Source organism: Brevibacillus choshinensis (assembly GCF_016811915.1).
Taxonomy (GTDB): domain Bacteria; phylum Bacillota; class Bacilli; order Brevibacillales; family Brevibacillaceae; genus Brevibacillus; species Brevibacillus choshinensis_A.
Window position 1 is genome coordinate 6,131,226 of the sequence record NZ_CP069127.1, and the last position, 21,448, is coordinate 6,152,673.

At 50.5% G+C, this 21,448-nt stretch carries 22 protein-coding genes and 1 pseudogene; 4 read left to right on the forward strand and 19 right to left on the reverse strand.

The annotated features are described in order from the left end of the window. Nucleotides 1-7: 7 nt before the first annotated feature. The 3 genes and pseudogenes from walK to JNE38_RS30315 form a co-directional block, all read right to left on the reverse strand. Nucleotides 8-1,815: pseudogene (gene walK, locus JNE38_RS30305) on the reverse strand (cell wall metabolism sensor histidine kinase WalK); the annotation flags it as partial. Next, nucleotides 1,812-2,522, reverse strand: coding sequence for a response regulator YycF (gene yycF / locus JNE38_RS30310; RefSeq protein ID WP_203354715.1), 711 nt, complete (start codon nucleotides 2,520-2,522; stop codon nucleotides 1,812-1,814). The pseudogene walK and the gene yycF, both read right to left, overlap by 4 nt. Before the next feature lie 188 nt (nucleotides 2,523-2,710). Continuing rightward, nucleotides 2,711-4,207 (reverse strand): LysM peptidoglycan-binding domain-containing M23 family metallopeptidase, encoded by a 1,497-nt coding sequence (locus JNE38_RS30315; RefSeq protein ID WP_203354716.1) that lies wholly within the window; start codon nucleotides 4,205-4,207, stop codon nucleotides 2,711-2,713. A 262-nt stretch (nucleotides 4,208-4,469) separates the two neighbouring features. Here JNE38_RS30315 and JNE38_RS30320 point away from each other — a divergent pair, with 262 nt between their 5' ends. Then, complete coding sequence (locus JNE38_RS30320) at nucleotides 4,470-4,841, forward strand: hypothetical protein (RefSeq protein WP_203354717.1); 372 nt, start codon at nucleotides 4,470-4,472, stop codon at nucleotides 4,839-4,841. A 68-nt stretch (nucleotides 4,842-4,909) separates the two neighbouring features. Here the strand turns inward: JNE38_RS30320 and JNE38_RS30325 are convergent, their stop codons facing one another. The 10 genes from JNE38_RS30325 to ychF form a co-directional block, all read right to left on the reverse strand. Further along, on the reverse strand, nucleotides 4,910-5,113 hold the full coding sequence (locus tag JNE38_RS30325) for a hypothetical protein (RefSeq protein WP_203357815.1): 204 nt from the start codon (nucleotides 5,111-5,113) through the stop codon (nucleotides 4,910-4,912). 151 nt (nucleotides 5,114-5,264) lie between these two features. Then, nucleotides 5,265-6,551, reverse strand: coding sequence for an adenylosuccinate synthase (locus JNE38_RS30330; protein ID WP_203354718.1), 1,287 nt, complete (start codon nucleotides 6,549-6,551; stop codon nucleotides 5,265-5,267). Nucleotides 6,552-6,777: 226 nt separating this feature from the next. Beyond that, a complete protein-coding gene (gene dnaB, locus JNE38_RS30335; protein ID WP_203354719.1) occupies nucleotides 6,778-8,127 on the reverse strand; it encodes a replicative DNA helicase in 1,350 nt (449 codons plus the stop codon). A gap of 24 nt (nucleotides 8,128-8,151) precedes the next feature. After that, nucleotides 8,152-8,595 (reverse strand): 50S ribosomal protein L9, encoded by a 444-nt coding sequence (rplI, locus tag JNE38_RS30340; RefSeq protein WP_203357816.1) that lies wholly within the window; start codon nucleotides 8,593-8,595, stop codon nucleotides 8,152-8,154. Between the two features lie 26 nt (nucleotides 8,596-8,621). After that, nucleotides 8,622-10,559: a DHH family phosphoesterase gene (locus JNE38_RS30345; RefSeq protein ID WP_203354720.1), complete on the reverse strand. Its 1,938-nt coding sequence runs from the start codon at nucleotides 10,557-10,559 to the stop codon at nucleotides 8,622-8,624. A gap of 4 nt (nucleotides 10,560-10,563) precedes the next feature. Further along, nucleotides 10,564-11,472 (reverse strand): DUF2232 domain-containing protein, encoded by a 909-nt coding sequence (locus JNE38_RS30350; protein WP_203354721.1) that lies wholly within the window; start codon nucleotides 11,470-11,472, stop codon nucleotides 10,564-10,566. 85 nt (nucleotides 11,473-11,557) lie between these two features. Continuing rightward, the gene (rpsR, locus tag JNE38_RS30355; protein ID WP_005831740.1) at nucleotides 11,558-11,788 is read right to left on the reverse strand and encodes a 30S ribosomal protein S18; all 231 of its coding nucleotides are present in this window, start codon (nucleotides 11,786-11,788) and stop codon (nucleotides 11,558-11,560) included. A gap of 44 nt (nucleotides 11,789-11,832) precedes the next feature. Continuing rightward, nucleotides 11,833-12,312: a single-stranded DNA-binding protein gene (locus JNE38_RS30360; protein ID WP_092271174.1), complete on the reverse strand. Its 480-nt coding sequence runs from the start codon at nucleotides 12,310-12,312 to the stop codon at nucleotides 11,833-11,835. A gap of 29 nt (nucleotides 12,313-12,341) precedes the next feature. Further along, the gene (gene rpsF / locus JNE38_RS30365) at nucleotides 12,342-12,629 is read right to left on the reverse strand and encodes a 30S ribosomal protein S6 (protein ID WP_092271171.1); all 288 of its coding nucleotides are present in this window, start codon (nucleotides 12,627-12,629) and stop codon (nucleotides 12,342-12,344) included. A 142-nt stretch (nucleotides 12,630-12,771) separates the two neighbouring features. Further along, nucleotides 12,772-13,872 (reverse strand): redox-regulated ATPase YchF, encoded by a 1,101-nt coding sequence (ychF, locus tag JNE38_RS30370; RefSeq protein ID WP_203354722.1) that lies wholly within the window; start codon nucleotides 13,870-13,872, stop codon nucleotides 12,772-12,774. A gap of 189 nt (nucleotides 13,873-14,061) precedes the next feature. Between ychF and JNE38_RS30375 the strand changes: the two genes are divergently transcribed. Next, the gene (locus JNE38_RS30375) at nucleotides 14,062-14,685 is read left to right on the forward strand and encodes an NAD(P)-dependent oxidoreductase (RefSeq protein ID WP_203354723.1); all 624 of its coding nucleotides are present in this window, start codon (nucleotides 14,062-14,064) and stop codon (nucleotides 14,683-14,685) included. A gap of 72 nt (nucleotides 14,686-14,757) precedes the next feature. Here the strand turns inward: JNE38_RS30375 and pepF are convergent, their stop codons facing one another. Further along, the gene (gene pepF, locus JNE38_RS30380; RefSeq protein WP_203354724.1) at nucleotides 14,758-16,671 is read right to left on the reverse strand and encodes an oligoendopeptidase F; all 1,914 of its coding nucleotides are present in this window, start codon (nucleotides 16,669-16,671) and stop codon (nucleotides 14,758-14,760) included. Between the two features lie 361 nt (nucleotides 16,672-17,032). Here pepF and JNE38_RS30385 point away from each other — a divergent pair, with 361 nt between their 5' ends. Further along, nucleotides 17,033-17,119 (forward strand): YjcZ family sporulation protein, encoded by an 87-nt coding sequence (locus JNE38_RS30385; protein ID WP_016739383.1) that lies wholly within the window; start codon nucleotides 17,033-17,035, stop codon nucleotides 17,117-17,119. 206 nt (nucleotides 17,120-17,325) lie between these two features. On the opposite strand, the gene JNE38_RS30390 is transcribed toward JNE38_RS30385, so the two are convergent. The 4 genes from JNE38_RS30390 to JNE38_RS30405 form a co-directional block, all read right to left on the reverse strand. Further along, nucleotides 17,326-18,105, reverse strand: a complete 780-nt coding sequence (locus JNE38_RS30390; protein WP_203354725.1) for an Ig-like domain-containing domain — start codon at nucleotides 18,103-18,105, stop codon at nucleotides 17,326-17,328. 108 nt (nucleotides 18,106-18,213) lie between these two features. Continuing rightward, nucleotides 18,214-18,423, reverse strand: a complete 210-nt coding sequence (locus JNE38_RS30395; RefSeq protein ID WP_203354726.1) for a DUF951 domain-containing protein — start codon at nucleotides 18,421-18,423, stop codon at nucleotides 18,214-18,216. A gap of 21 nt (nucleotides 18,424-18,444) precedes the next feature. Continuing rightward, nucleotides 18,445-19,329, reverse strand: coding sequence for a mechanosensitive ion channel family protein (locus JNE38_RS30400; RefSeq protein ID WP_428993746.1), 885 nt, complete (start codon nucleotides 19,327-19,329; stop codon nucleotides 18,445-18,447). A 14-nt stretch (nucleotides 19,330-19,343) separates the two neighbouring features. Beyond that, complete coding sequence (locus JNE38_RS30405; protein WP_203354727.1) at nucleotides 19,344-19,625, reverse strand: putative Se/S carrier protein; 282 nt, start codon at nucleotides 19,623-19,625, stop codon at nucleotides 19,344-19,346. Between the two features lie 214 nt (nucleotides 19,626-19,839). Between JNE38_RS30405 and yyaC the strand changes: the two genes are divergently transcribed. Next, complete coding sequence (gene yyaC, locus JNE38_RS30410; RefSeq protein WP_203354728.1) at nucleotides 19,840-20,436, forward strand: spore protease YyaC; 597 nt, start codon at nucleotides 19,840-19,842, stop codon at nucleotides 20,434-20,436. A gap of 91 nt (nucleotides 20,437-20,527) precedes the next feature. On the opposite strand, the gene JNE38_RS30415 is transcribed toward yyaC, so the two are convergent. Further along, nucleotides 20,528-21,427 carry a diacylglycerol/lipid kinase family protein gene (locus JNE38_RS30415; RefSeq protein WP_203354729.1) on the reverse strand — a complete coding sequence of 300 codons (900 nt, stop codon included), beginning with the start codon at nucleotides 21,425-21,427 and terminating at the stop codon, nucleotides 20,528-20,530. Between the last annotated feature and the right edge of the window lie 21 nt (nucleotides 21,428-21,448).

Here is a 21,448-nt window from a genome sequence, read left to right on the forward strand (position 1 = left end):
GTCTTACCCCTTGGGCAAATGGGACCCAGAACGTGACGGTTGTCCCTATGTTCCATTCGCTGGTGATCTCGATATCTGCTCCGTGTGCCTGCACCAATTCTCGGGCAATGGCCAACCCAAGCCCGTACCGCCCTGTCCGCGTGAACGCGCTTTGTCTACGCGATAAAAGCGTTCAAAGATTCGCTTGAGATCACGGCTGGGAATCCCGATCCCGGTATCTTCAATCGAGATGAGAACCCGCTTTTGATGGTTATTGAGCTTGGCACGCAAAACCACCTTCCCCCCTTGGGGCGTGTACTTGATCGCATTGGACAGCAAATTGTCCAACACCTGATTGATCGCATCCAGATCAATGTAGACTGGCGGCAGCTTGGCGGGTACCTCCAAGGTCAGCTGTACGTCCTGTTGCTCGCCAAACATGGAAAAGCGATCTGCGGCATAGCGCAGCAATCGATTGAGATCGGCTTCCTTGCAGTGCAAGCGCACGCCTTGTGAGTCGAATCGGGAAAGCTGCAGCAAGTCATTGACCAATCGAATCATTCGTTCGGTCTCTGACATGGTCACGCGCAAAAAGCGATTGGATAGCTCTGGTTCCTCTACGGCACCGTCCAACAGCGCTTCCACATAGCTTTTGATGGTCGTCAGCGGCGTCCTAAGCTCATGGGATACATTCGCCACGAACTCCCGGCGTTGCTGCTCCAGACGCTGCTGTTCGGTCACATCCGCCAACACGGCGATAATACCGCCCTTTTTGCCGCTGTCATGCTGCAGGGGCGTAAACGTCACACGGAAGATGACCTCATCCCTGTTGGGCAGCAGCATCTCGATGAATAACGGTTCGACCTGTTCGTACAGCGGCATCTCTTCCTCTGGAGGCAAACTCAACAAGTCGTACAGCGTCCGGTCCTTGATCAGGACATCCGCCATCGTCACCTGCAGCATTTCTTCCGCTGCGCGATTGAACAAAATGATCCTGCCCTTCCGATCGGCTGCAATCACCCCGTCCGTCATGTTGCTCAAAATGCCGGCGAGCTTTTCCCGTTCTTCCTCCTGCTGCAAGATCGCTTCCTGCAGCCGGATGGTCATATGGTTAAAAGCCATCCCAAGCTGTCCGATTTCATCGCCGCTGTAAACTTTCACATTTCGATTAAAATCCCCGTCGGCTACGGCTCGCGCTTGGCGTGTCATTTCTTTCACGGGCTTGGTAATGGTCCTGGCGAGCACGACGCCCAGTGCAGCGGTAATCAGCAACGCGAACATCGTCCCCGTGCCTAAGATCCCGTTCATCTTTCGGATCGTCGTATAGGTCCCTTCCATTGATGCGACCATGTAGACTGCTCCGTAGACGATCTGATCTCCCTTGACCGGCAGCACCAGCACTTTTACACGCGCTCCCGTCCGCGGGTCTATCCGCATCGACTCACTGCGCGTTCCCAGCAAGGCGATGGTCACCTCCGGCTGCGACGTCCGCTGACCAATTCTGCTCTTATCCTCCGTGGTGCTCACCACAGTCCCCGTCTGATCGATGATCTGCACGTTCGCTCCATTGATTTTGACCAGGTTGTTGATCAGGTTGTCGATGTCCTGGCGGTTCTGCTCCGAATTTTGTTCCTTTCCGTCTCTCGGCCGCAAATCACTCTCCAGGAGGGTTGCCAAGAGGCTCGCTTGACCGTTCAACGCCTCCGAGAAGTTGTTGATGTAATAGCTCTCCACTTCCCGGGCAAAGTAAGCGCCAATGAATTGCATCGCCAGCAAGATCAGCAGCATGTAAATAACGACCATTTTCCATTGAATCGTTTTGAACAGCCGCCTCATCCAGGCGTTCCTCCCATGCCAGGGTTGCGCAGCGTATAGCCCAAGCCACGGCGCGTAATGATGTATTTCGGCTGGCTCGGATCGTCCTCGATTTTTTCCCGCAATCGGCGGATCGTCACATCCACCGTGCGCACATCGCCAAAGTAATCAAATCCCCACACCGATTGGAGCAAATGCTCACGGGTCAAGACTTGTCCCTGATGACGAGCCAAGTAGACCAAGAGCTCGAATTCTCGATGGGTCAGATCCAGCAGCTCTCCCATTTTCTCTACGGTATACGAATGCAGGTCGATCTCCAGCTCATGGACTCTCACCAGATGCTGCTGTTCCTTTTCTTCGTTCTTTGGCTGATGCCTGCGCAAATGGGCCTTGACCCTTGCCACCAGCTCCCTTGTACTGAAAGGCTTGGTGACGTAATCGTCTGCGCCCAATTCCAGCCCCAGCACTTTGTCCAGCTCGGAGTCTTTGGCGGTCAGCATAATAATCGGCACGTCATGGGATTGCCGAACGGCCCGGCACACATCCATACCGTCTCGCCCGGGCAGCATGACGTCCAGTAAAATCAGGTCGGGCCGCTCGTTTTTTACGACGACCAGCGCTTCTTCTCCATCATAGGCACACACGACCTGATACCCTTCCTTTTCAAAGGTAAACTTCAAAATATCGGCGATTGGTTTTTCATCGTCTACAACTAGGAGTTTTGCCATCTCGCACCCTCCTTTTCTCACGTAAGGATTCCACTTGCAAAGAGTCTATTCCTCTACAATACACCATGTCCAGACTGTAAAGAAGCCCTCTGGAAACCAGTCCCTCGCGCCAGCTGATTCACAAGTGCAAAAAAAAGGGTAATCTCGCGTGGAGACACCCTTTTTCCCTATTCCCAAAAATTACTTATCTATTGTAAGAAACGCATGGGGTTCTGGATTCGTCCATTTTGATGAACCTCAAAATGAAGGTGAACGCCAGTAGAGTCCCCAGTGGATCCTTTGATTCCGATTTTCTTCCCTTGAGCAACCACATCGCCGACCTTGACGCTAATGGTGCTCATGTGACCATACAGAGTCTCCATGCCATTCCCGTGATCGATAATGACGGCTTTCCCATAGTCGCCATCCCATCCGGCAAATTTGACACGTCCGTTATCGGCAGCCAAAACGGAACCAGAACCTGCGATGTCGATCCCTTTGTGCATACGGCCCCAGCGCGTTCCGAATCCGCTGCTGACATAGCCACCCGCCGGCCAGCTCAGACGGCCTGTCCCACGAGATGGAATCACCTTGGTTCCTCGCTCCACGATTTTGGCAACCGGTTGAGCTATCACGTCTTGCTTGATGATGTTTCGTGCAACAACTTGTCCATTTTCCTTGATGACTTCATAATGAACCATCTTGCTGCCGTCCCGACCTTCCTGGACGACCTTGGTTTCTCCCTTAGGCAACTTTTCGTTGTTGTTGATTTGCGTGGAATACGCGATGGTTTCCTTTTGCGATAGATCTTCTTTGACCTGCACCGTCACGAAAGGACGGATGGCAGTCACATTGATTTGTTGCCCCAGCTGGAGCAGCGAGTTTTCTGTAACGCCTGGATTGTTGGCATAAATATCATTCGAGGTAATCCCGTACTTTTTGGCAATACAACCGATGCAATCACCTTCGACAACGGTATGCGTCATCTGCTTGAAGGTGCCTTTCTCCAGCAGTTCCTCTAGCTTGTCCGCAGGCAAAACCTGCGCGGCAGTTACGGAATCGGTCTCTGTATGTACCTGTTCCTTGAAGGTAACTTCTTTGACTGGGCTGCTCTTGGCAGGTGCAGACAAGGATGCAGCAGCAACAGCAACTTTCTTGTCTGCCTGTGGAACGCCCGAATACTTTTCTTTGACATGAGCAAGCACTTGCTCAGCAGTCGCTTGGTCAGCCGCGTACCCGACCACTTTTCCATCTACGACCAGCTTGACTGCTTCGACCTTGATGTCAGCGATGTCTGAGAGGGCACGAAGCGCTGCCTCGTTATCGAACGGCGCCTTGTACTTCTTCTCTTCCTGGAACGTGATATAGTCGCTGAGTGTGAGCGACAAGCCGTTCTTCGCCTTTTCCTCTTCCAGCTTGGCGCTTGTCCAGTCTTTCACCACAGAAGGGTTGTCCACTACGCCAATTTCTTGACCATTCACAAGCACGTGATAAACCGACAAAACGTTGCTCGAGTAGTAATATTGTGCGGATGCTCCAGCTGCCACGGTAAATACCAATGCAGCTGCGACTGATATCGTTTGTTTTTTATGATTTTGAACGTATGTACTTGTTTGTGCTGCTGTACGCTTCGCCAATTCTCTGCAATTCTGAACGATTCTCTCTGACCGTTCCTGCAGCTTGGCCTTCCATTCCGACCATTGCATAACTTGTCCCTCCTGAAAACATATGAAGCTCGCCTTACTTTCGGTATTACCTGAATTGTTTAAATATACCGACTAGGACATATAGCCCAAATTTTTGTTTCCAGTAATCTGCCAAATTGCCTAAAGAAACCAACTATGTCGACTTTACCACATACTTAACGACAACATCAAGTGTAAATTGCTGTCGAATAAAAAAGTTGACGAAGAGTCATCATATGTACATAGAACTGGAATTTTTTAGACGATCAGGAGCGTGATTTATGTGAAAGAGCGCAACATTCTGGCAGGGTTCCATACGGAAGAAGAGGCAGGCAAGGCTGCAGAGGCTCTCAAGCAAGCCGGTTTTTCCATCGTACAGATCGACAGAGTCGGGCAATTCCCCGGCGATGGCAACGAATCGATCATGAATCCCATCTCAGGACAGATACCCAGCCTGGGAAGCATGACCTTGGCTGGCGACTTCCCGAATGGACGCGATGCAAGCGTGTTGGCTGCTGCAAGTCCAGACGCGAGCGGAATGGCGGATCGCGGGGATGACAATCTCAACCGGAGCGTCCTCTTGACCGCAGTCGTGCCGGAGGAACGTGGGGACGAAGCGACTCAGATCGTTACCTCATGCGGCGGAATGGTTTGATCTAGCAAAATAATAGCCACCTGTCCCGGAATGGAAAGGTGGCTCATTGCTGTTTGCTCATTCCATTATCACACCTCGAGCATGGAAGTTACGTCTTTGAGTGGAAAGCGGCGAATCGTCGTTTTTTCCGCATCCTGCTGCTTGTATGTGGTGATGAAGCACAGGTATCCGTTATCGAAATGAGTCATGGTTCCCTTGATCACGACGCCATTGAACATCTTCACCTGTACATTTTTCCCCAGCAGCTTTATGGCTTTTTGATCAAAACCCATCATCACGATCACCTCTCCATTTCCTTGCTATGCTTTACTTTATGCCCAGAACCTGTCGTTTCGTGTCTGTCCCTATGAAAAAAATTTGTTTGTTAAATGAAAAAAGCTGTCGAAAATTCGACAGCTTTTCCTATGACATTGGTACTAATGCTTATCCGTAAATGCCGCGAACGACTACGGTTTGTTCACGGTCTGGGCCTACAGAGAAGATCGACATCGGGATCCCAGTCAATTGCGTGATGCGCTCGATGTAATGACGAGCGTTCTCTGGCAAGTCGTTCAGATTGCGAACGCCGGTGATATCTTCTGTCCAGCCTGGCAGCTCTTCGTATACTGGCTCGCATTTCGCAAGCAGGTTGAGGTTTGCCGGGAATGATTCAATGATTTCGCCGTTGTATTTGTACGCGGTGCAAATACGCAGGGTCTCGATGCCAGTCAATGTGTCAAGCTTGGTGATCGCGAGGCCCGTGATACCGCTGACGCGACGAGCGTGACGCACTACAACGCTGTCAAACCAGCCTACACGGCGTGCACGTCCAGTTGTCGTACCATACTCAGCACCAACCTCACGGATTTGGTCGCCAACAGCATCTGTCAGCTCAGTCAGGAACGGACCGTCCCCTACGCGAGTGGTGTAAGCTTTCGCAACACCGATGACTTGATTGATTTTGGTTGGACCTACACCGGAACCGATGGTGACCCCACCAGCAATCGGGTTGGAAGAAGTAACGTAAGGATACGTACCTTGATCGATATCCAGCAGTACGCCTTGTGCCCCTTCAAACAGCACGCGGTTACCGCGATCGATGGCATCGTTGAGGACAACGGATGTATCTGTTACATACGGACGGATAATTTCGGCAACAGCCAGGTACTCGTCCAGGATTTCTTGCAGTTCAAACCCTGTTGTGTTGTACACTTTCTCCAGCAGATTGTTTTTCTCTGCCAGATTGCGCTCCAGCTTGCGTTTGAACTCTTCAGGGTCGAGCAGATCAGCGATACGGATACCGATGCGAGCAGCTTTATCCATATAAGCAGGACCGATACCTTTGCGAGTCGTACCGATTTTGTTCGCTCCGCGGCTGTCTTCCTCTACGCCATCCAGCTTGATGTGGTATGGCAGGATCACATGCGCGCGATCGCTGATTTTCAGGTTGTTTGTAGTGAAACCAAAGCTGTGGATGTACTCCAGCTCTTTTATCAACGCTCTCGGATCGACAACCATGCCGTTTCCGATAACGCAGGTCTTATCTGTATAAAAAATTCCGGATGGAATCAAATGCAGCTTATATTTGTTACCATCAAAAATAATGGTATGGCCTGCGTTGTTACCACCCTGGTAACGAGCCACTACCTCTGCGCTTTCTGCCAGATAGTCTGTAATTTTACCTTTACCTTCATCGCCCCACTGGGTTCCGACGACAACGACTGTTGACATCGAAAAACACCTCCTGATATCATCATGTCCTTTTGGGCCTGAAACAATCTAAGTGTACTAAACCATTTCCTGTATGTCAACGAAAATACGAACATTAGAATAGTGGAAAGATTATATGTTCGGTAATTAACATACGCTGGCAAGACCCTTTTTGTCCCCGCTTTTTACAAAATGGTCCCATAGAAAAAAGCCGGAAGTTTTTCCGACTTTTCTTTTCCTGACACTATTATCCTGCCTGATTCCGAAAGCGATTATCCAGACTGACGAACTTGTTGAATTCCTTCAAAAACGCCAGCTCTACCGTTCCCGTAGGGCCATTACGCTGTTTGGCAATAATGACTTCAATGACGTTTTTATTCTCGGTTTCTTTGTCGTAGTAGTCATCGCGGTAGAGGAACGCTACGATGTCCGCGTCCTGCTCGATGGAACCGGATTCACGGATATCGGACATCATCGGACGCTTGTCCTGACGCTGCTCTACACCACGGCTGAGCTGCGACAGTGCGATTACCGGCACGTTCAGCTCACGGGCAATCCCTTTCAAGGTACGGGAGATTTCCGATACTTCCTGCTGACGGTTGTCTCCTTTGCCTCGACCATGAATCAGCTGCAAGTAGTCAATGAGGATCAGGCCCAGGCCTTTTTCCGCTTGCAGACGGCGACATTTGGCCCGGATATCCATGACTGTTACCCCAGGCGTATCATCGATGTAAATCGGCGCCTTTGCGAGCGTCCCGATCGCCATCGTCAGCTTCTGCCAGTCATCTTCCTCCAGTGCCCCCGAACGCATCCGAGAGGCATCCAGATTTCCCTCGGCACAAATCATACGCTGAACGAGCTGGGTGGCCCCCATCTCCAGAGAAAAGATGGCGACGGTCTCTCCCGCTCGTGCCGCTACATTCTGTGCCAGATTCAATGCGAATGCCGTTTTCCCTACGGAAGGACGGGCAGCGAGGATGATCAAGTCGCTTCGCTGCAAGCCTGCCGTCATCTTGTCCAGATCGGTATATCCGGTAGAAATCCCGGTAATATCTCCTTTACGCTGGCTCAAGAACTCGATGCGTTCATAGGTCGCCATCAGCGCATCCCGGATCGGAGTAAATCCTCCGCTGTTGCGATTCTGCCCGATCTCCATGATGTACTTCTCGGCGTCTGCGATGATGGCTGTGACCTCATCCTCACGTGAATAGCCGTCATTGGCAATCTTGGTTGCTGTATGAATTAATCGCCTCAAAAGCGATTTTTCTTCCACGATCTTCGCGTAGTACTCGATGTTCGCTGCTGTCGGAACAGAGCTCGCGATCTCCGTCAGATAGGTAACGCCGCCAATCTCATCGAGCAGCTTGTGGTCCTGCAGTTCAGCCGTCACTGTGACCAGATCGACAGGCTCTCCTTTTTCATACAGGTCCACCATCGTTTGAAAGATGCGCTGATGCGCTGTCTTATAGAAATCCTCCGGACGGAGAAGCTCGATGGCCGTGATGAGAGCATCCTTGGACAAGAACACGGCACCCAGTACCGACTGTTCCGCTTCCTTGTTCTGCGGCGGCACACGATCTAAAAACAGGTCGCTCACGTCACACCCTCCAGATGTCTGTCATTATTCTTCCACCACGTGAACTTTTAGGGTTGTCGTTACTTCGTTGTGCAATTTCACTTTGATTTGGGTTACACCCAGTGCGCGGATCGCATCCATTTCAAGTTTTCGCTTATCAACTTTGATATTGAACTGTTCTTCCAGTGCCTGTGCGACTTGCTTGCTGGAAATCGCTCCAAACAGACGACCACCTTCGCCTGCTTTCCCTTTTACCTTGACAGTCAGCTCGCTGAGTTTTTCACCCAACTCGACAGCCTCCTGCTTCTCCTGCTCTTTGCGCTTCTCTTCGCTGCGCTTTTGTGCATCCAACGTCTTCACATTGCTGTCTGTCGCTTCCTTCGCCAATCCGCGTGGCAGCAGGAAGTTGCGTACATAACCTTCAGACAGATCCTTTACTTCGCCTTTTTTTCCTTGGCCTTTTACATCTTGAAGAAAAATGACTTTCATCATCGTTTCCCCCTTCTTCTATTGGCCTATATGACCGAATCGATCGCTTCTTTCAAGCGTTTCACTGCTTCTTTGATGGTAATACCCTCGATTTGTGTCGCTGCCCCGGTCAAGTGACCGCCGCCGCCCAAAAGCTCCATGACGGACTGGACGTTGATATCGCCTAGGGAGCGTCCACTAATCAAGATGACACCGTCCGCTCGCTGTGCGACTACAAACGAAGCCTGGATGCCAGATAAGGTGAGCAGCTGTTCCGCTGCCTGCGCCACCTGGACTTGCGTGTATTCTTCTGCCGGATCACCTGTGGCGATCGCCATATTGTCCCGATACGTCTCGGTGTTCATGATGATTCTCGCCCGTTTGACGTACTGATTTACATCTTCCTTCAGCAAGCGTTGGACCGCGGCCGTATCGGCACCATTGCGGCGCAGGAAGGATGCTGCCTCAAAGGTACGCGAACCGGTGCGGAACGCAAAGCTTTTGGTGTCGACGACAATCCCTGCGAGCAGTGCTGTCGCAATCAGGCTGTCAATGTTCAAGCGCTCGCTTTGGTACTGCAAGAGCTCGGTGACCAGCTCGGATGTAGAGGAAGCGTACGGCTCCAAATACAACAGGACAGGTTCGATAAATTCCTCGGAGCGACGATGGTGGTCGATGACGACGACACGGCTCGTTTCACCCAGGAGTTTGGGCTCAATGACCAAAGATGGACGATGGGTATCGACAACGACGAGCAATGTACGTCCCGTCACCAAACGAATCGCTTGTTCCGGTGTTACGAAGCTCTCCGCCAGCTCCTCGTTGGCGTAAATCTCCCGCATCAGCCGCTCGACCGAATTGTTTCCTTCGTCCATGACGATGTACGCAGCCTTTTTGTGCACCTGCACGGCCTTCAATACTCCGAGTGAAGCACCGATGGAGTCCATATCTGGCTGCTTGTGACCCATGACAATGACATGCTCTGCTTCATGAATCAGGTCACGCAGAGCGTGTGCAATGACACGAGCCCGCACGCGAGTCCGCTTCTCCACGGCATTGGATTTTCCGCCGTAGAAAGTGAGTTTATTGCCCACCTTGACGGCACACTGGTCGCCTCCGCGTCCCAATGCGATGTCCAAGCTGGATTGCGCCATTTGTCCCAATTCGATGTAAGTGCTGGCCGCTGCCCCAACCCCAATACTCAAGGTAATCGGAATCTTGTTGTCGGCCGTCATTTCACGCACCACATCCAAAATGTCAAAACGCGATTCTTCTAATTTATCAAGTGCTTCCCGTTCCATCAGTGCCAAAAATTTGTCAGCCGTGGTGCGGCGAAGATATATGCCATGTTTGGTTGCCCACTCGGTGATCACACCTGCGACGCTCGTCGAAAGCAATGTCCGACTCTGGTCATCCATCACTTGTCCGATCTCATCCAAATTGTCGAGATGGATGATGGCGAGCGCAGCCTTTTCGCGATGGTATTTGGCGGTCAGTTCCTTGTGTTCCGTGATGTCTGTGAAATACAGCAATCGCTCCTCAGAACGGACCAGCACCTCGTACACCCGCTCGTTGTAGGTAAATTCCAGCCGTTTTTGCTCGAGCTTTCCGTTCAGTCCAGGAAAAACTTCCTGCAGGTTTTTACCGATCAAAAGCTCATCCCCGGACATGTGTGTCATGAACGGGTTTACCCACTCAATTGCCTTTTCCTCGTTGTATAAAAGGATCCCGATCGGCAGCTCCTGAATCACACCTTCGCCTGCCTTCTTCACACGATGTGTGACGGTAGCCAGATAAAGACGCAAATCGCGCTGGAACCCCTTCTCAGCCTGGAGGGCATAAAGAACCAGGCCAATCAAGCAGATCATGCCGATCGCCCCGTACATCCAATGGTGCAGGGTCAAAATCCCCAACAACAGCAAGCTAAAGCTGAGTGCCAGGACCATATGCATCCCGTACCAACGCTTTAACAGGAATTTGGGCATTTCCTCAGCCCCTCTTCACTCTTGTTTCCAGTTTTTCACGCAGTCGAATTCCCAAATCAAAGATACCTACTAGACTCAGTATAGTGGTTAGAAAGGGAAAAATAAATAGACAGACAATAAGCACTGGAGTTAATCTCTTCCAGCCGTACAGATAGGCAGCGAACAGGCAAAAGCTAAGGCCTTGCAAAGTAAATACGGCATCCAGCATCACTTTTACATTCAATACGGCGCTTTCCCAGAACGTACCTTGAATGCTTGACCCAAACACCAGCATGCCAATCATGGCGATGAAGTAGTAGTAGAGCAGCGATCGCGGGAAGGCCCACTCCCGAATCGGCTTCAGCGCGGGCACCGGTCTGCGCAGACGCTTGCCGATCAGCCTGGCCAACCAGTGGACAATCGCGCTGGAGCCGAAGCTGAACATGACCAAGCTCACAGGAAGCAGCATCTTGGCCAGCTGCATGTACTGATCGTACTGCTCCTTTGGCATGAACGAAGGCCTCAATAGCGCTGCCTGCTGCAGCATCGAATCAAAGTTCGTTTTCATGCCAAAAATCATAAAGGCCAGCATGAGCACAAAACCAAAAAAGACTGCGACTGCACCTGCTGTAATCCCCGAGAGTGCCGTCCCCCTTTTGGTGTAGAAGATCCCCATCACCGCTCCCCAGACAGCAAACTCCAGAGCTACAAAAGCAGTGATCGGTCCCGTCATGATCCAGCCTAAAAAGGTAAACGCAAGGCAGATCCATACCATATTTGGCATGGTTCTACTCATCCCCAAGATTAAGAAAGGCAGTGGAACCAAAATACTGACTAACGCACCCAGCACCGTATATGTACTGAGGAAAAATAACACTAGTGCGATACCCAGCATTACGGCATTTTCGGCCAATTGCTTGGTTTTCGAAGGCATGTCAGCACCTCATTTGTGGATACGAGAAGATATGGAAAAAAGAGGGCCACGCAATTGTGTCCCCCTTTTTATAGCTTGTAGTAAATTATTCAGCCGTGTAAGGCAGAAGTGCTACTTGACGTGCGCGTTTGATTGCGATCGTCAGTGCACGTTGGTACTTAGCGGAAGTACCGGTTACACGACGAGGCAGGATTTTACCGCGCTCGCTGATGAACTTTTTGAGCAAATCAACATCTTTATAATCGATGTGTTTGATTTTGTTCACTTTGAAAAAGCAAACTTTACGACGCTTATTAGGACGTCCTTTGCGTGCCATGTGAGTTCCTCCTTCTTAAGGAAATGTGAAAGTTATACGATTCTTTAAAACGGCAAGTCATCATCCGAAATGTTGATAGGCTTGCCAGCACTCGCGAAGGGATCACCAAACGGATCAAAGTCGTTTCTCTGGCCTCCGCCGGATGGTTTGTTGCCACCGCCGAAGCCTGGACCCGGATCGTAGCCTGAATTATCTCCGTTTTCGTTGCCTCGCCCGCCCAAAAATTGAACGTTCTCTGCAACTACCTCTGTCACGTATACGCGTTTTCCTTCTTTATTGTCGTAGGAGCGCGTTTGAAGGCGTCCTTCGATGGCGGCTTGTCTGCCCTTGCGCAAATAGCTTGCACACAGGTCAGCCAGCTTTTGCCAAGCGACAATATTAATGAAGTCGGCTTCTCTCTCGCCCGCTTGGTTGGTGCGGGGACGATTGATCGCCACAGTAAACGTAGCAACGGCAACGCCATTTGGCGTGTAACGAAGTTCAGGATCTTTTGTCAGGTTGCCGATGAGAATGACTTTATTCATCTTGGTTCCCCCTCTGACCGCGACAGTGATTACTTCTCATCACGAACGAACATGAAGCGGATTACGTCGTCATTGATTTTCATCAGACGCTCTGCTTCCGCAACTGCATCGGCATTCGATTTGAAGTTCATCAAAACGTAGTAACCTTCACGGAACTTATTGATTTCATAAGCAAGACGACGCTTGCCCATTTCTTGAAGTTTGGAAATTTCGCCGCCGTAGTTGGTTACGATCTCGCTGTAACGAGCTACATTGGATTTCACTTTCTCTTCTTCAAGGTCTGGACGCAATACATACATAACTTCGTATTGACGCATACCTTTTCACCTCCTTATGGACTTTAGCGGCCCTTATAGGGCAAGGAGCGAGTGCTGAAACGAAACGCATAAGACATGCACTCCATAAATACTCGCATTATCGTATTATAGCAAAGCAAATCTCGCGAAGCAAGGTTCAGTTCTAGACGTTGAATCGGAAATGCATGACATCTCCATCGGCTACCACGTACTCTTTCCCTTCAAGACGGTACTTCCCGCGCTCACGAGCAGCAGCGACCGAACCAGCATCTACCAGGTCATTGTAGGCGATTACCTCTGCACGGATAAAGCCGCGCTCGAAATCAGTATGAATAACGCCTGCCGCTCCCGGTGCCTTGGTACCGCGGCGAATGGTCCATGCGCGAACTTCTTGCACGCCAGCTGTAAAGTAAGTGACCAGACCGAGCAGCTCGTACGCTGCGCGAATCAAGCGGTCCAGACCGGATTCAGACAGTCCCAGCTCTTCGAGGAACATGTCCTTATCTTCGCCTTCGAGCTCTGCGATTTCCGCTTCTACTTTAGCGCTGATCACAACGACTTGTGCGCCTTCGTTTGCAGCGTGCTCGCGAACTGTTTGCACATGCGGATTGGTGTCAGCATCGAGAATGCCGTCTTCTGCTACGTTGCACACATACAGCATCGGCTTGATGGTGAGCAGGTGCAGATCGCGAATCCATTTGCGCTCCTCGTCATCCAGCTCCACGCTGCGAGCAGAATTGCCCTCTTCAAAAGCAGCCTTCAGCTTCTCCAGCACATCCAGCTCTTGCTTGGCTTCCTTGTCTCCGGCTTTAACCTTGCGACCAATGCGGTCTATACGTCGCTCAACGGAGTCGAGGTCAGCAAAGATCAGCTCCAGATTGATCGTCTCGATATCGGAAAGCGGATCGACACGACCCGATACGTGCGTAATGTTTTCGTCTTCGAAGCAGCGAACCACGTGAGCAATCGCGTCCACTTCGCGAATGTGGCCCAGGAATTGGTTACCCAAGCCCTCGCCCTTGCTCGCGCCCTTCACCAGACCCGCAATATCCACGAATTCAAATGCGGTCGGAACCACTTTGTTCGGCACAACGATCTCGGTCAATTTGGCCAGACGCGGATCCGGAACCTCCACGATCCCTACATTCGGGTCAATCGTACAGAACGGATAGTTAGCCGATTCTGCACCTGCCTGGGTAATGGCGTTAAACAAGGTGGACTTCCCTACGTTAGGAAGACCTACAATCCCGCATGATGCACCCATCTATATACACTCCTCATCATCATCCTGACATCCTTTTAAGTATATAGATTTGGATATAAGAATACAATTGCATCCTTGTGGCAACTTCCTACTTGAATCCTAGTGCAAACTGGTGGGACAAAAAAAGAAATGCTAGACTGGATCGCAGAAGCAGACGAGCTTTCGGTCATTTAGAAATGAGGTGTTTTTTTGAAATTACTCCTACTGGGTGCCACCGGGCGCGTGGGCAGTCATATTCTCACCCATGCTCTGCAGGATGGACACCACGTCACCACCTTGGTTCGCTCCCCGGAAAAGCTGGCTCACAAGCAAGACGACAACCTTCGCGTCCTCACCGGCAACGTTCTGCACCCAGCTGATGTGCTGCAAGCGATCAAGGGCGCCGATGCCGTCATTAGCACACTGGGGACAGACGGCTCCACGACTTTGTCGGAAGGAACTCCCCACATCATTCATGCGATGAACCACGAAGGCATCAAACGCATCATCACGGTCGGAACAGCAGGGATCCTGCAAAGCAGAGCAGAACCGGAACTCCTCCGCTACCAGTCCAGCGAATCCAAAAGAAAGCTGACACGAGCCGCAGAGGAACACCACAAAGCCTTCACGCTGCTCGAACAGTCCGGTCTCGACTGGACGATCGTTTGCCCTACCTATCTGCCTGATGGCGAGCAGGTCGGTTCATACCGTGTGGAAGCTGACTTTTTACCGGAGAATGGAACAGAAATTTCCGTTCCTGATACAGCAGCCTTTACCTACAGCCTGATTGCCAGCGAGCAGTATATGCGTTCACGCGTTGGCATCGCCTATTAAGCCCACTGTACCGCTCCCATAGGAAAAGCTCCCTCTCTCCAAAGAAAGGGAGCTTTTCCTCTTTTCGTCCGCTTACTTCTCGTTGACCAGTTTCTCCAGCTCTGTCAGTGTTTCCTCAAAAATCTCCATGGCTTGCTCGATTGGCTTGGAGGTGGACATATCCACGCCGGCTGCCTTCAACACCTCGATAGGCGGCGCGGAATTGCCTGCCTCGAGGAAATTGGTGCGGATGCGATCGACAGCTGGTTTGCCTTCATCCAGGATTTGCTTTGCGAGTGCCTGAGACGCGGCAAAGCTCGTGGAGTATTGGTACACGTAGTACTTATAGTTGAAGAAATGGGAAACACGCGCCCACTCCATCGCGATCTCATCATCCGATACCATGTCCTTACCGTAGTACTTTTTGTTGAGATCGATGTAAATCTTCTTGATGGCTTCAGCGTTCAGCGACTCTCCCGCCTGCTCCTTTTCGTGGATCGCCTTCTCGAATTCGGCGAACTGGGTCTGGCGGAACAAGGTCGAGCGGAAATTCTCCAGGTAATGATTCAGCAGATACATCTTTTCTGCCTTGGTTTTCGCCTGGGCGTACATGCTCTTGAACAGCAGTGTCTCGTTCATCGTGGACGCTACCTCTGCGGTGAATGTCGGATAGTTGGAGGAAACGTACGGCTGGGTCTTGTTCGTGTAATACGATTGCATCGCATGTCCCATCTCATGAGCGATGGTAAAGACATCATCCAAGGTTCCCTGGTGATTCAAAAGCACGTAAGGATGGGTATCATAAGCTCCCCACTGATATGCCCCTGTGCGTTTGTCATCCGTCGAGTATACATCCACCCATCCGCCTTCAAGCCCGTCGGACAGCACTTTGACGTAATCATCGCCCATGGCCCCAAGCCCATTTGCGACCATCTTTTTGCCTTCTTCAAACGAAATGTATTTATCGTCGGACGGCACGATCGGCACGTAAATGTCGTACATGTGCAGCTCGTTCACACCGAGCATCTTCTTCTTCAAGGCAATGTAGCGATGCATGAGCGGCAGATTGGCATTCACCGTATCGATCAGCTCGTCGTAAACCTTTGTGGGAATGTTGTTCGGCGTCAGGCTCGACTCCAGTGCGGACTTGTAATGACGGGCATCCGCGTAAAAGTTATCTCCTTTTACTTTTGCAGACAAGGTCTGGGCAAAGCTGTCCTGAAAATCAAGCAGCGAGCTGTAGTACGCTTTGAACGCGTCTTTTCGCACGCGCTGGTCCTTGCTTTCCAGATAAGAAACGAAGTTTGCCCGGGTAAGCTGGACCTCTTTCCCGGTCTCATCTTTGATTTTCGGGAATTTCACATCTTTGGACAGCATGCTGTATATATTCGTAGGCGAATTGCTGAGTGGCGCCGACTTGGCCAGCAGCTCCTCCATCTCTTTAGAGAGCGAGTGCGGTTTGGTACGCAGCATGTCTTCGATAAACAGCTTGTACGGTGCCAGATTCTTGTCCGCCAGCAATTGCTTCATTTTATTATCGGGAATCGCTACGATTTCAGGCTGTACCCATGCCGTTTTTTCAGAAACCAGCGTGTACATTTTTTCAGCACGGTCAGCAAGCTTTTGCAGCTCGGAATTCGCGGAGTTCACATCAAGTGACATATTCGCATACACGTAGGCTTTGTCATTGAGGCGCATCATGCTCATGTAGTCATCAAACGCTTTCAACAAGGAAGCAGAGGAAGTTCCAAGTTTGCCTTGATGCTTGGTAAAGGCCTTGGCCAACTCTTCTACTTTGGCGACATCTTTTTCCCAATCCTGAACGGTCGGATAAATGTGATCAAGCTTCCACTTATACTGATCCGGGATTTCCGCACGTGTCTGATAGACAGGCGCCTTTTCCGCAGCGGCTGCAATGGCAGGAGTGCTGTACGGGATAAAGGGCACTGCTACGGTGGTCAAAGTAATGGCCAAAGCCGTGATGGATGCAAACGCACGCTTCTTCAAATCTCAATCGCCCCTTTTCTACGTCTCACTATCTTTCCCAAATACTAGATACTCTAATTATCTTTTTCCATACAAAATCCCTCCTGATTAATAAAAAATATTTTGAATATTTATTAACAACAGTCAATTTATCCAGAGAAAAATCAGAAATGTGGATAAAGTTGTGGATAAGTAGTGCCGTGTTGATAACTTTTCTTCCTCTCACCCTCTACGCGGTTGTCCTAGTCGATAAAGTTGTCCACAATTTCTGTGGATAGCCTGTGCATAACTTATTTTCTTTTGAACCGTGACATCTGCCCATACCGCCCCTCCGCTTTTTACATAGCATGAGTATTGAAACTAGGTTAGGAGGTGTTAGCAAGTGGGTATCTTTAATGGCTTCGACGACTTCGCGCTGATCTTGGTTCTCTTCATTCTTCTCGTGATTGTTGGTTGTGACTGCAACTAATATTCCCGCTGCGAGCCAACCTATCTGAAGGTAAGCCAACCAATTAGCGCAGCATGCCTTCTTGTCAAAGGTCCGTCAATTTTGGCGATCGTTGCTGACTCGCCATGAACTGTCATAGCGTATGTACTATCCTCCGGGGCAAGCTCGATAGTACAAATAAAAAAGGGATGTCGCTACCTCAGCGCATCCCTTTTTGTTGCGATAATTTATTTGGCCCCTGTCGTAAAGCTGGAGCGCTGGACTGCATTGATGTTGCCCGCCCCATCTCGCAGCAAGCCCGGAACCAGTTCGACCTGATAATTTTTGTATGGCTGCCACTTGCCTCGGGGCTTCACGGTCAGCATCCTCTTGCTCTTGTTCCAGGTGATGCTGTGCGCGATGCTAGCCCCCGTGTCATCTGTCAATCGAACGAGAGCCCCTGCCGTCTTGCTCGCTAAGACATTGCCGTCGACCAAAAATACATCCTCCGCAAATTGCAGCGTTACTTTTTCCGTCAGCTTGACTTGCTTTGCTCCATGGCCCGGAAAGATCGTGGCTCGTGGGGCTATGGTATCCACAGCCTTTTTTGTGGAAAACGTCACGCTCGCTTCCGGATTTGCTTGTCCGCGGTCGTTTTTTACCTTTTTTGCAGGAATCATTACCTCAAACGATTGCCCTGCCTCCAAGTTGCCCACAGGGTCGATCGTGAGTGTTCGCTGTGACTTGCCCCAATTGGCGGTGAACGGCACGCGCTTCTTTTTGCCATCCGTCAGCTTGATAATGGACAACCAAGATGAATTCGTCAGCTCTTTGCTGTTCATTAGACGTACGGGCTGCGCAAACGTGACCGTAATCTGCGTGTCCACAGAAACATCTGTCGCTTTATCCGTTGGTGTCATCTTCATTCCCCAGGATGATCCATCCGCTCCCATGGCCGGCTGTACAGCCAGCAGCAGAAATATCACCATTCCCAGCGTTTGCAGCCATTTGCCTGTCCACTTTTTCATCATATCCCCCCGTATGAACGGCAGAAAGCCATCCCCAGGACAGCTCTCTCTCACCGTTTACGGGCATTGTAAAAAAAGACAACACGGTCCTACAAACATATTTGGAGCTTAAGACTGCGTCTCTTCTCCTGCATGACTTAAGATCTTTTTCAGCTTCCGTTCAAACTCCAGACGTGGAATCATCACGCTGTGGTCACAACCTGTGCATTTGATACGCACATCCATGCCCATCCGGATCACCTTCCACGCATTCGTACCGCACGGGTGCGGTTTTTTCATTTGAACGACATCCCCCAGTTCAAATTGCTTCCGTTCCATCCTTGTCCTTCTCCTTTCTCTCTATGCGTGCCCCACAGTTTGGCCTTGGCCTTTTCCTTGCATCGCAACAATTTTCGGATAGGGAATCTGTATGCCTCGTTTTGTGAATTCCGTACGAATCATAGCCCGCAGGTTCCGATTTACCCCATGATGGGTATTCGGCTTGCATTCGGCCGTCACCCTCATGATCACTTCAGACGGTCCAAATGCATGCACCCCGAGAATTTGGGGCTCAGCCACGATGTCAGTCAGCTCGGTTTGAGCCAGCTGCAGCACTTCCTTCAAGACTTGTTCCACTTGCTTCAGGTCTTCTTCATACGCGACCGAAACATCCACGACGGACATCGTATTTTGCAAAGAAAAGTTGGTCACTTGCGTAATCGTACCGTTGGGGAAAATATGCACTTCCCCCGTCCAGCTTCGGACGCGTGTAATGCGCAAACCAATCTCCTGCACCGTTCCTGTCATATTGTTGATGGTCACGACATCACCGACTGCGAACTGATCCTCAAAAATAATGAAGAATCCGGTAATGATATCCCGTACCAGGCTCTGAGCTCCAAAGCCGACGGCCAGCCCCAATACCCCAGCGCTCACGAGAACCGGCTTCAAGTCAATCCCCAGCAGCTGCAAAATCATGAGGATCGCCAAGAAGTACAGCGTGTAGCGCACGACGTTGTTCACCAGAACCCTCATCGTATCCACACGTCGCTGGTCCATCTGAATCTTGCTGTCCTTCCGGTGCTGAAACACGCGATTGACGGCTGCTTGGACGACTGAGACAACGATGCGTGAAATCACGATTATCGCTACGATTTTAAAGACAATCATCCCGATGTTCATCCACATATCGGCATTCGTCACGGTATCATAAATCTGCATATACAGCCTCTGCCAAAACTTCATTTCATTCAATTCATTCATTTCTCCTGCTCCTTTCTGTTTCCGCTCTCGTCAATTTCCTGATAGCGATCAGCAAACTGCCGAAAATAGCCACGAATGATCACCTGTTGTTCATCCATAATCGTCTTCGCCTGTGAGTAATCTGGCAGTGGAAACTCGATGGAGAGGGCACAGCCCGCCGTTATCTCTTTTGGGGTCGGTCTTGTGTCAATCTCTATATCCGCATACTCCAGCAGCATCTCTGCGCGCAAAGCTTGCTGCGTGGAATCGAATGCAATCAGTACCGTCTCTCCTCCCACTTTTCTCCCTCCCTACGTCCTGCCGACCGACCTTATTGCCGTATCGACCGAGCATCTCCTATTTTACCTGTTCGCTTATGCTCTTGCCAGTTTCGCTGATTTTTCAAAACCTACGTAACCTTCTCATTAGCAGGTATAAAAATGCCTTTTCGGTACTATACTGTGAATACTCTTCAAAACTTATCATTGACGAAAAGCAAGAGTGGGGGTAGCCATGAATACATTTGAGAATCGCAAGGATCATTTCTTGCCACCTTTTAAAGTGGAATACCGCAGTGAAAACGCAGATGAACACCTGGCTCTACACCTTGCTCAACGCTTTCGCCTGAAGCCTTTTGAAGAAGAAATTGTCTTGGTCTGCATTGGGACAGACCGTTCAACTGGCGATGCACTCGGCCCTCTCGTGGGGAGCAAGCTGCAAGCGCACTCAACACGAATGCTGCAAGTGTACGGGACCTTGGATGATCCTGTCCACGCGATGAATCTCACCGAAAAGTTGGAATTCATCCAAAGCAAGCATCCAAAGGCAACCGTAATTGCAGTCGATGCCTGTCTGGGCCAATTCAGCCACGTCGGGAATATCAATGTGATCAATGGACCGCTGAAACCCGGAGCCGGTGTCAAAAAAGAGCTCCCTCCCGTCGGTACTTTTCACATTACGGGAATTGTCAATGTCGGAGGTTTCATGGAGTATTTTGTGCTCCAAAATACCCGCTTGGCAGTTGTCATGAGCATGGCTGACATTATTGCGTCCGGTTTAGCAAAAGCTGTTACGTTAGCCTCTGAGGAAAGCCGCTTGGGCAGTATCTAGATTCACTTACCCTAGCATGTGCTCACCCTCATTCAAATAGGTGAAAAGACTTGTTTCTCCTCCCCCTCTGGTAAAACAAGTCTCTTTTTTTTTACCCGCATATCCGCTGACTCTTCGGTATTACTTCTACACGCAATGGCGTTGAATCCACTATCTCTCCGTCTGCATGGACAAACAAAGGCCTCTGCGCCTCCACCGTGATCTTTTTTCCACGAAAGAAGCTGACCTTTGGATGATTGACATGGGCTCCAGTAAAGATTTGCGGAAATGCCCGCAGCAGACCCCAGCGGCCTACATCATTGACCACGCAAATCTCTGCCATTCCATCGTCGGCTACAGCCCTTGGGCAAATGAGCATACCCCCACCGTAATTCGGGATATTGGCGATCGCAATGAGCCAGGCCTTTTCGACAAAAAACACTTCTCCATCCACCGTCAGTTTTACCTCGCAGGGCTGATACGTAAACAAAACGCGTATGACTGACCACAAATACGCTGCCTTCCCCAGCCTCATCCGGTTCAGCCACTTTTTGTAGCTGGCCGCGTTTGTCGTTTTGGCTACCTGTCCATCGAATCCCGCTCCCACTGAATTAACCGCCAAGCGCCCATTGATTTTCAACAGATCAATCACTTTTTCACGTTTTTCCGACAGGATTCGCTCGATTGCCTCTTCGGGGTCATTCGACAATCCATGTCCACGCGAAAAATCATTCCCGGATCCTGCCGCCACGTGTCCCAGCATGCATGCTTTCCCCGATTGATGAATGCCGTTTACGACCTCATGGATGGTTCCATCCCCTCCGACCGCAACGATTTTATTTACTCCCTCTTTTTCTATCAGTTCAACAGCTATGGTTTGTGCTTCCCCCTCCCTAGATGTCTCCCGCACTCGATAAACGGCTTCTTGCTGCCTTAGAATTTGTTCCAGGACACCCCATACTTCTTTTCCTTTCCCATTCCCCGCCACCGGATTCACGATAAACCCCAGCATCGCTGTTCTCTCCCCAAGCGT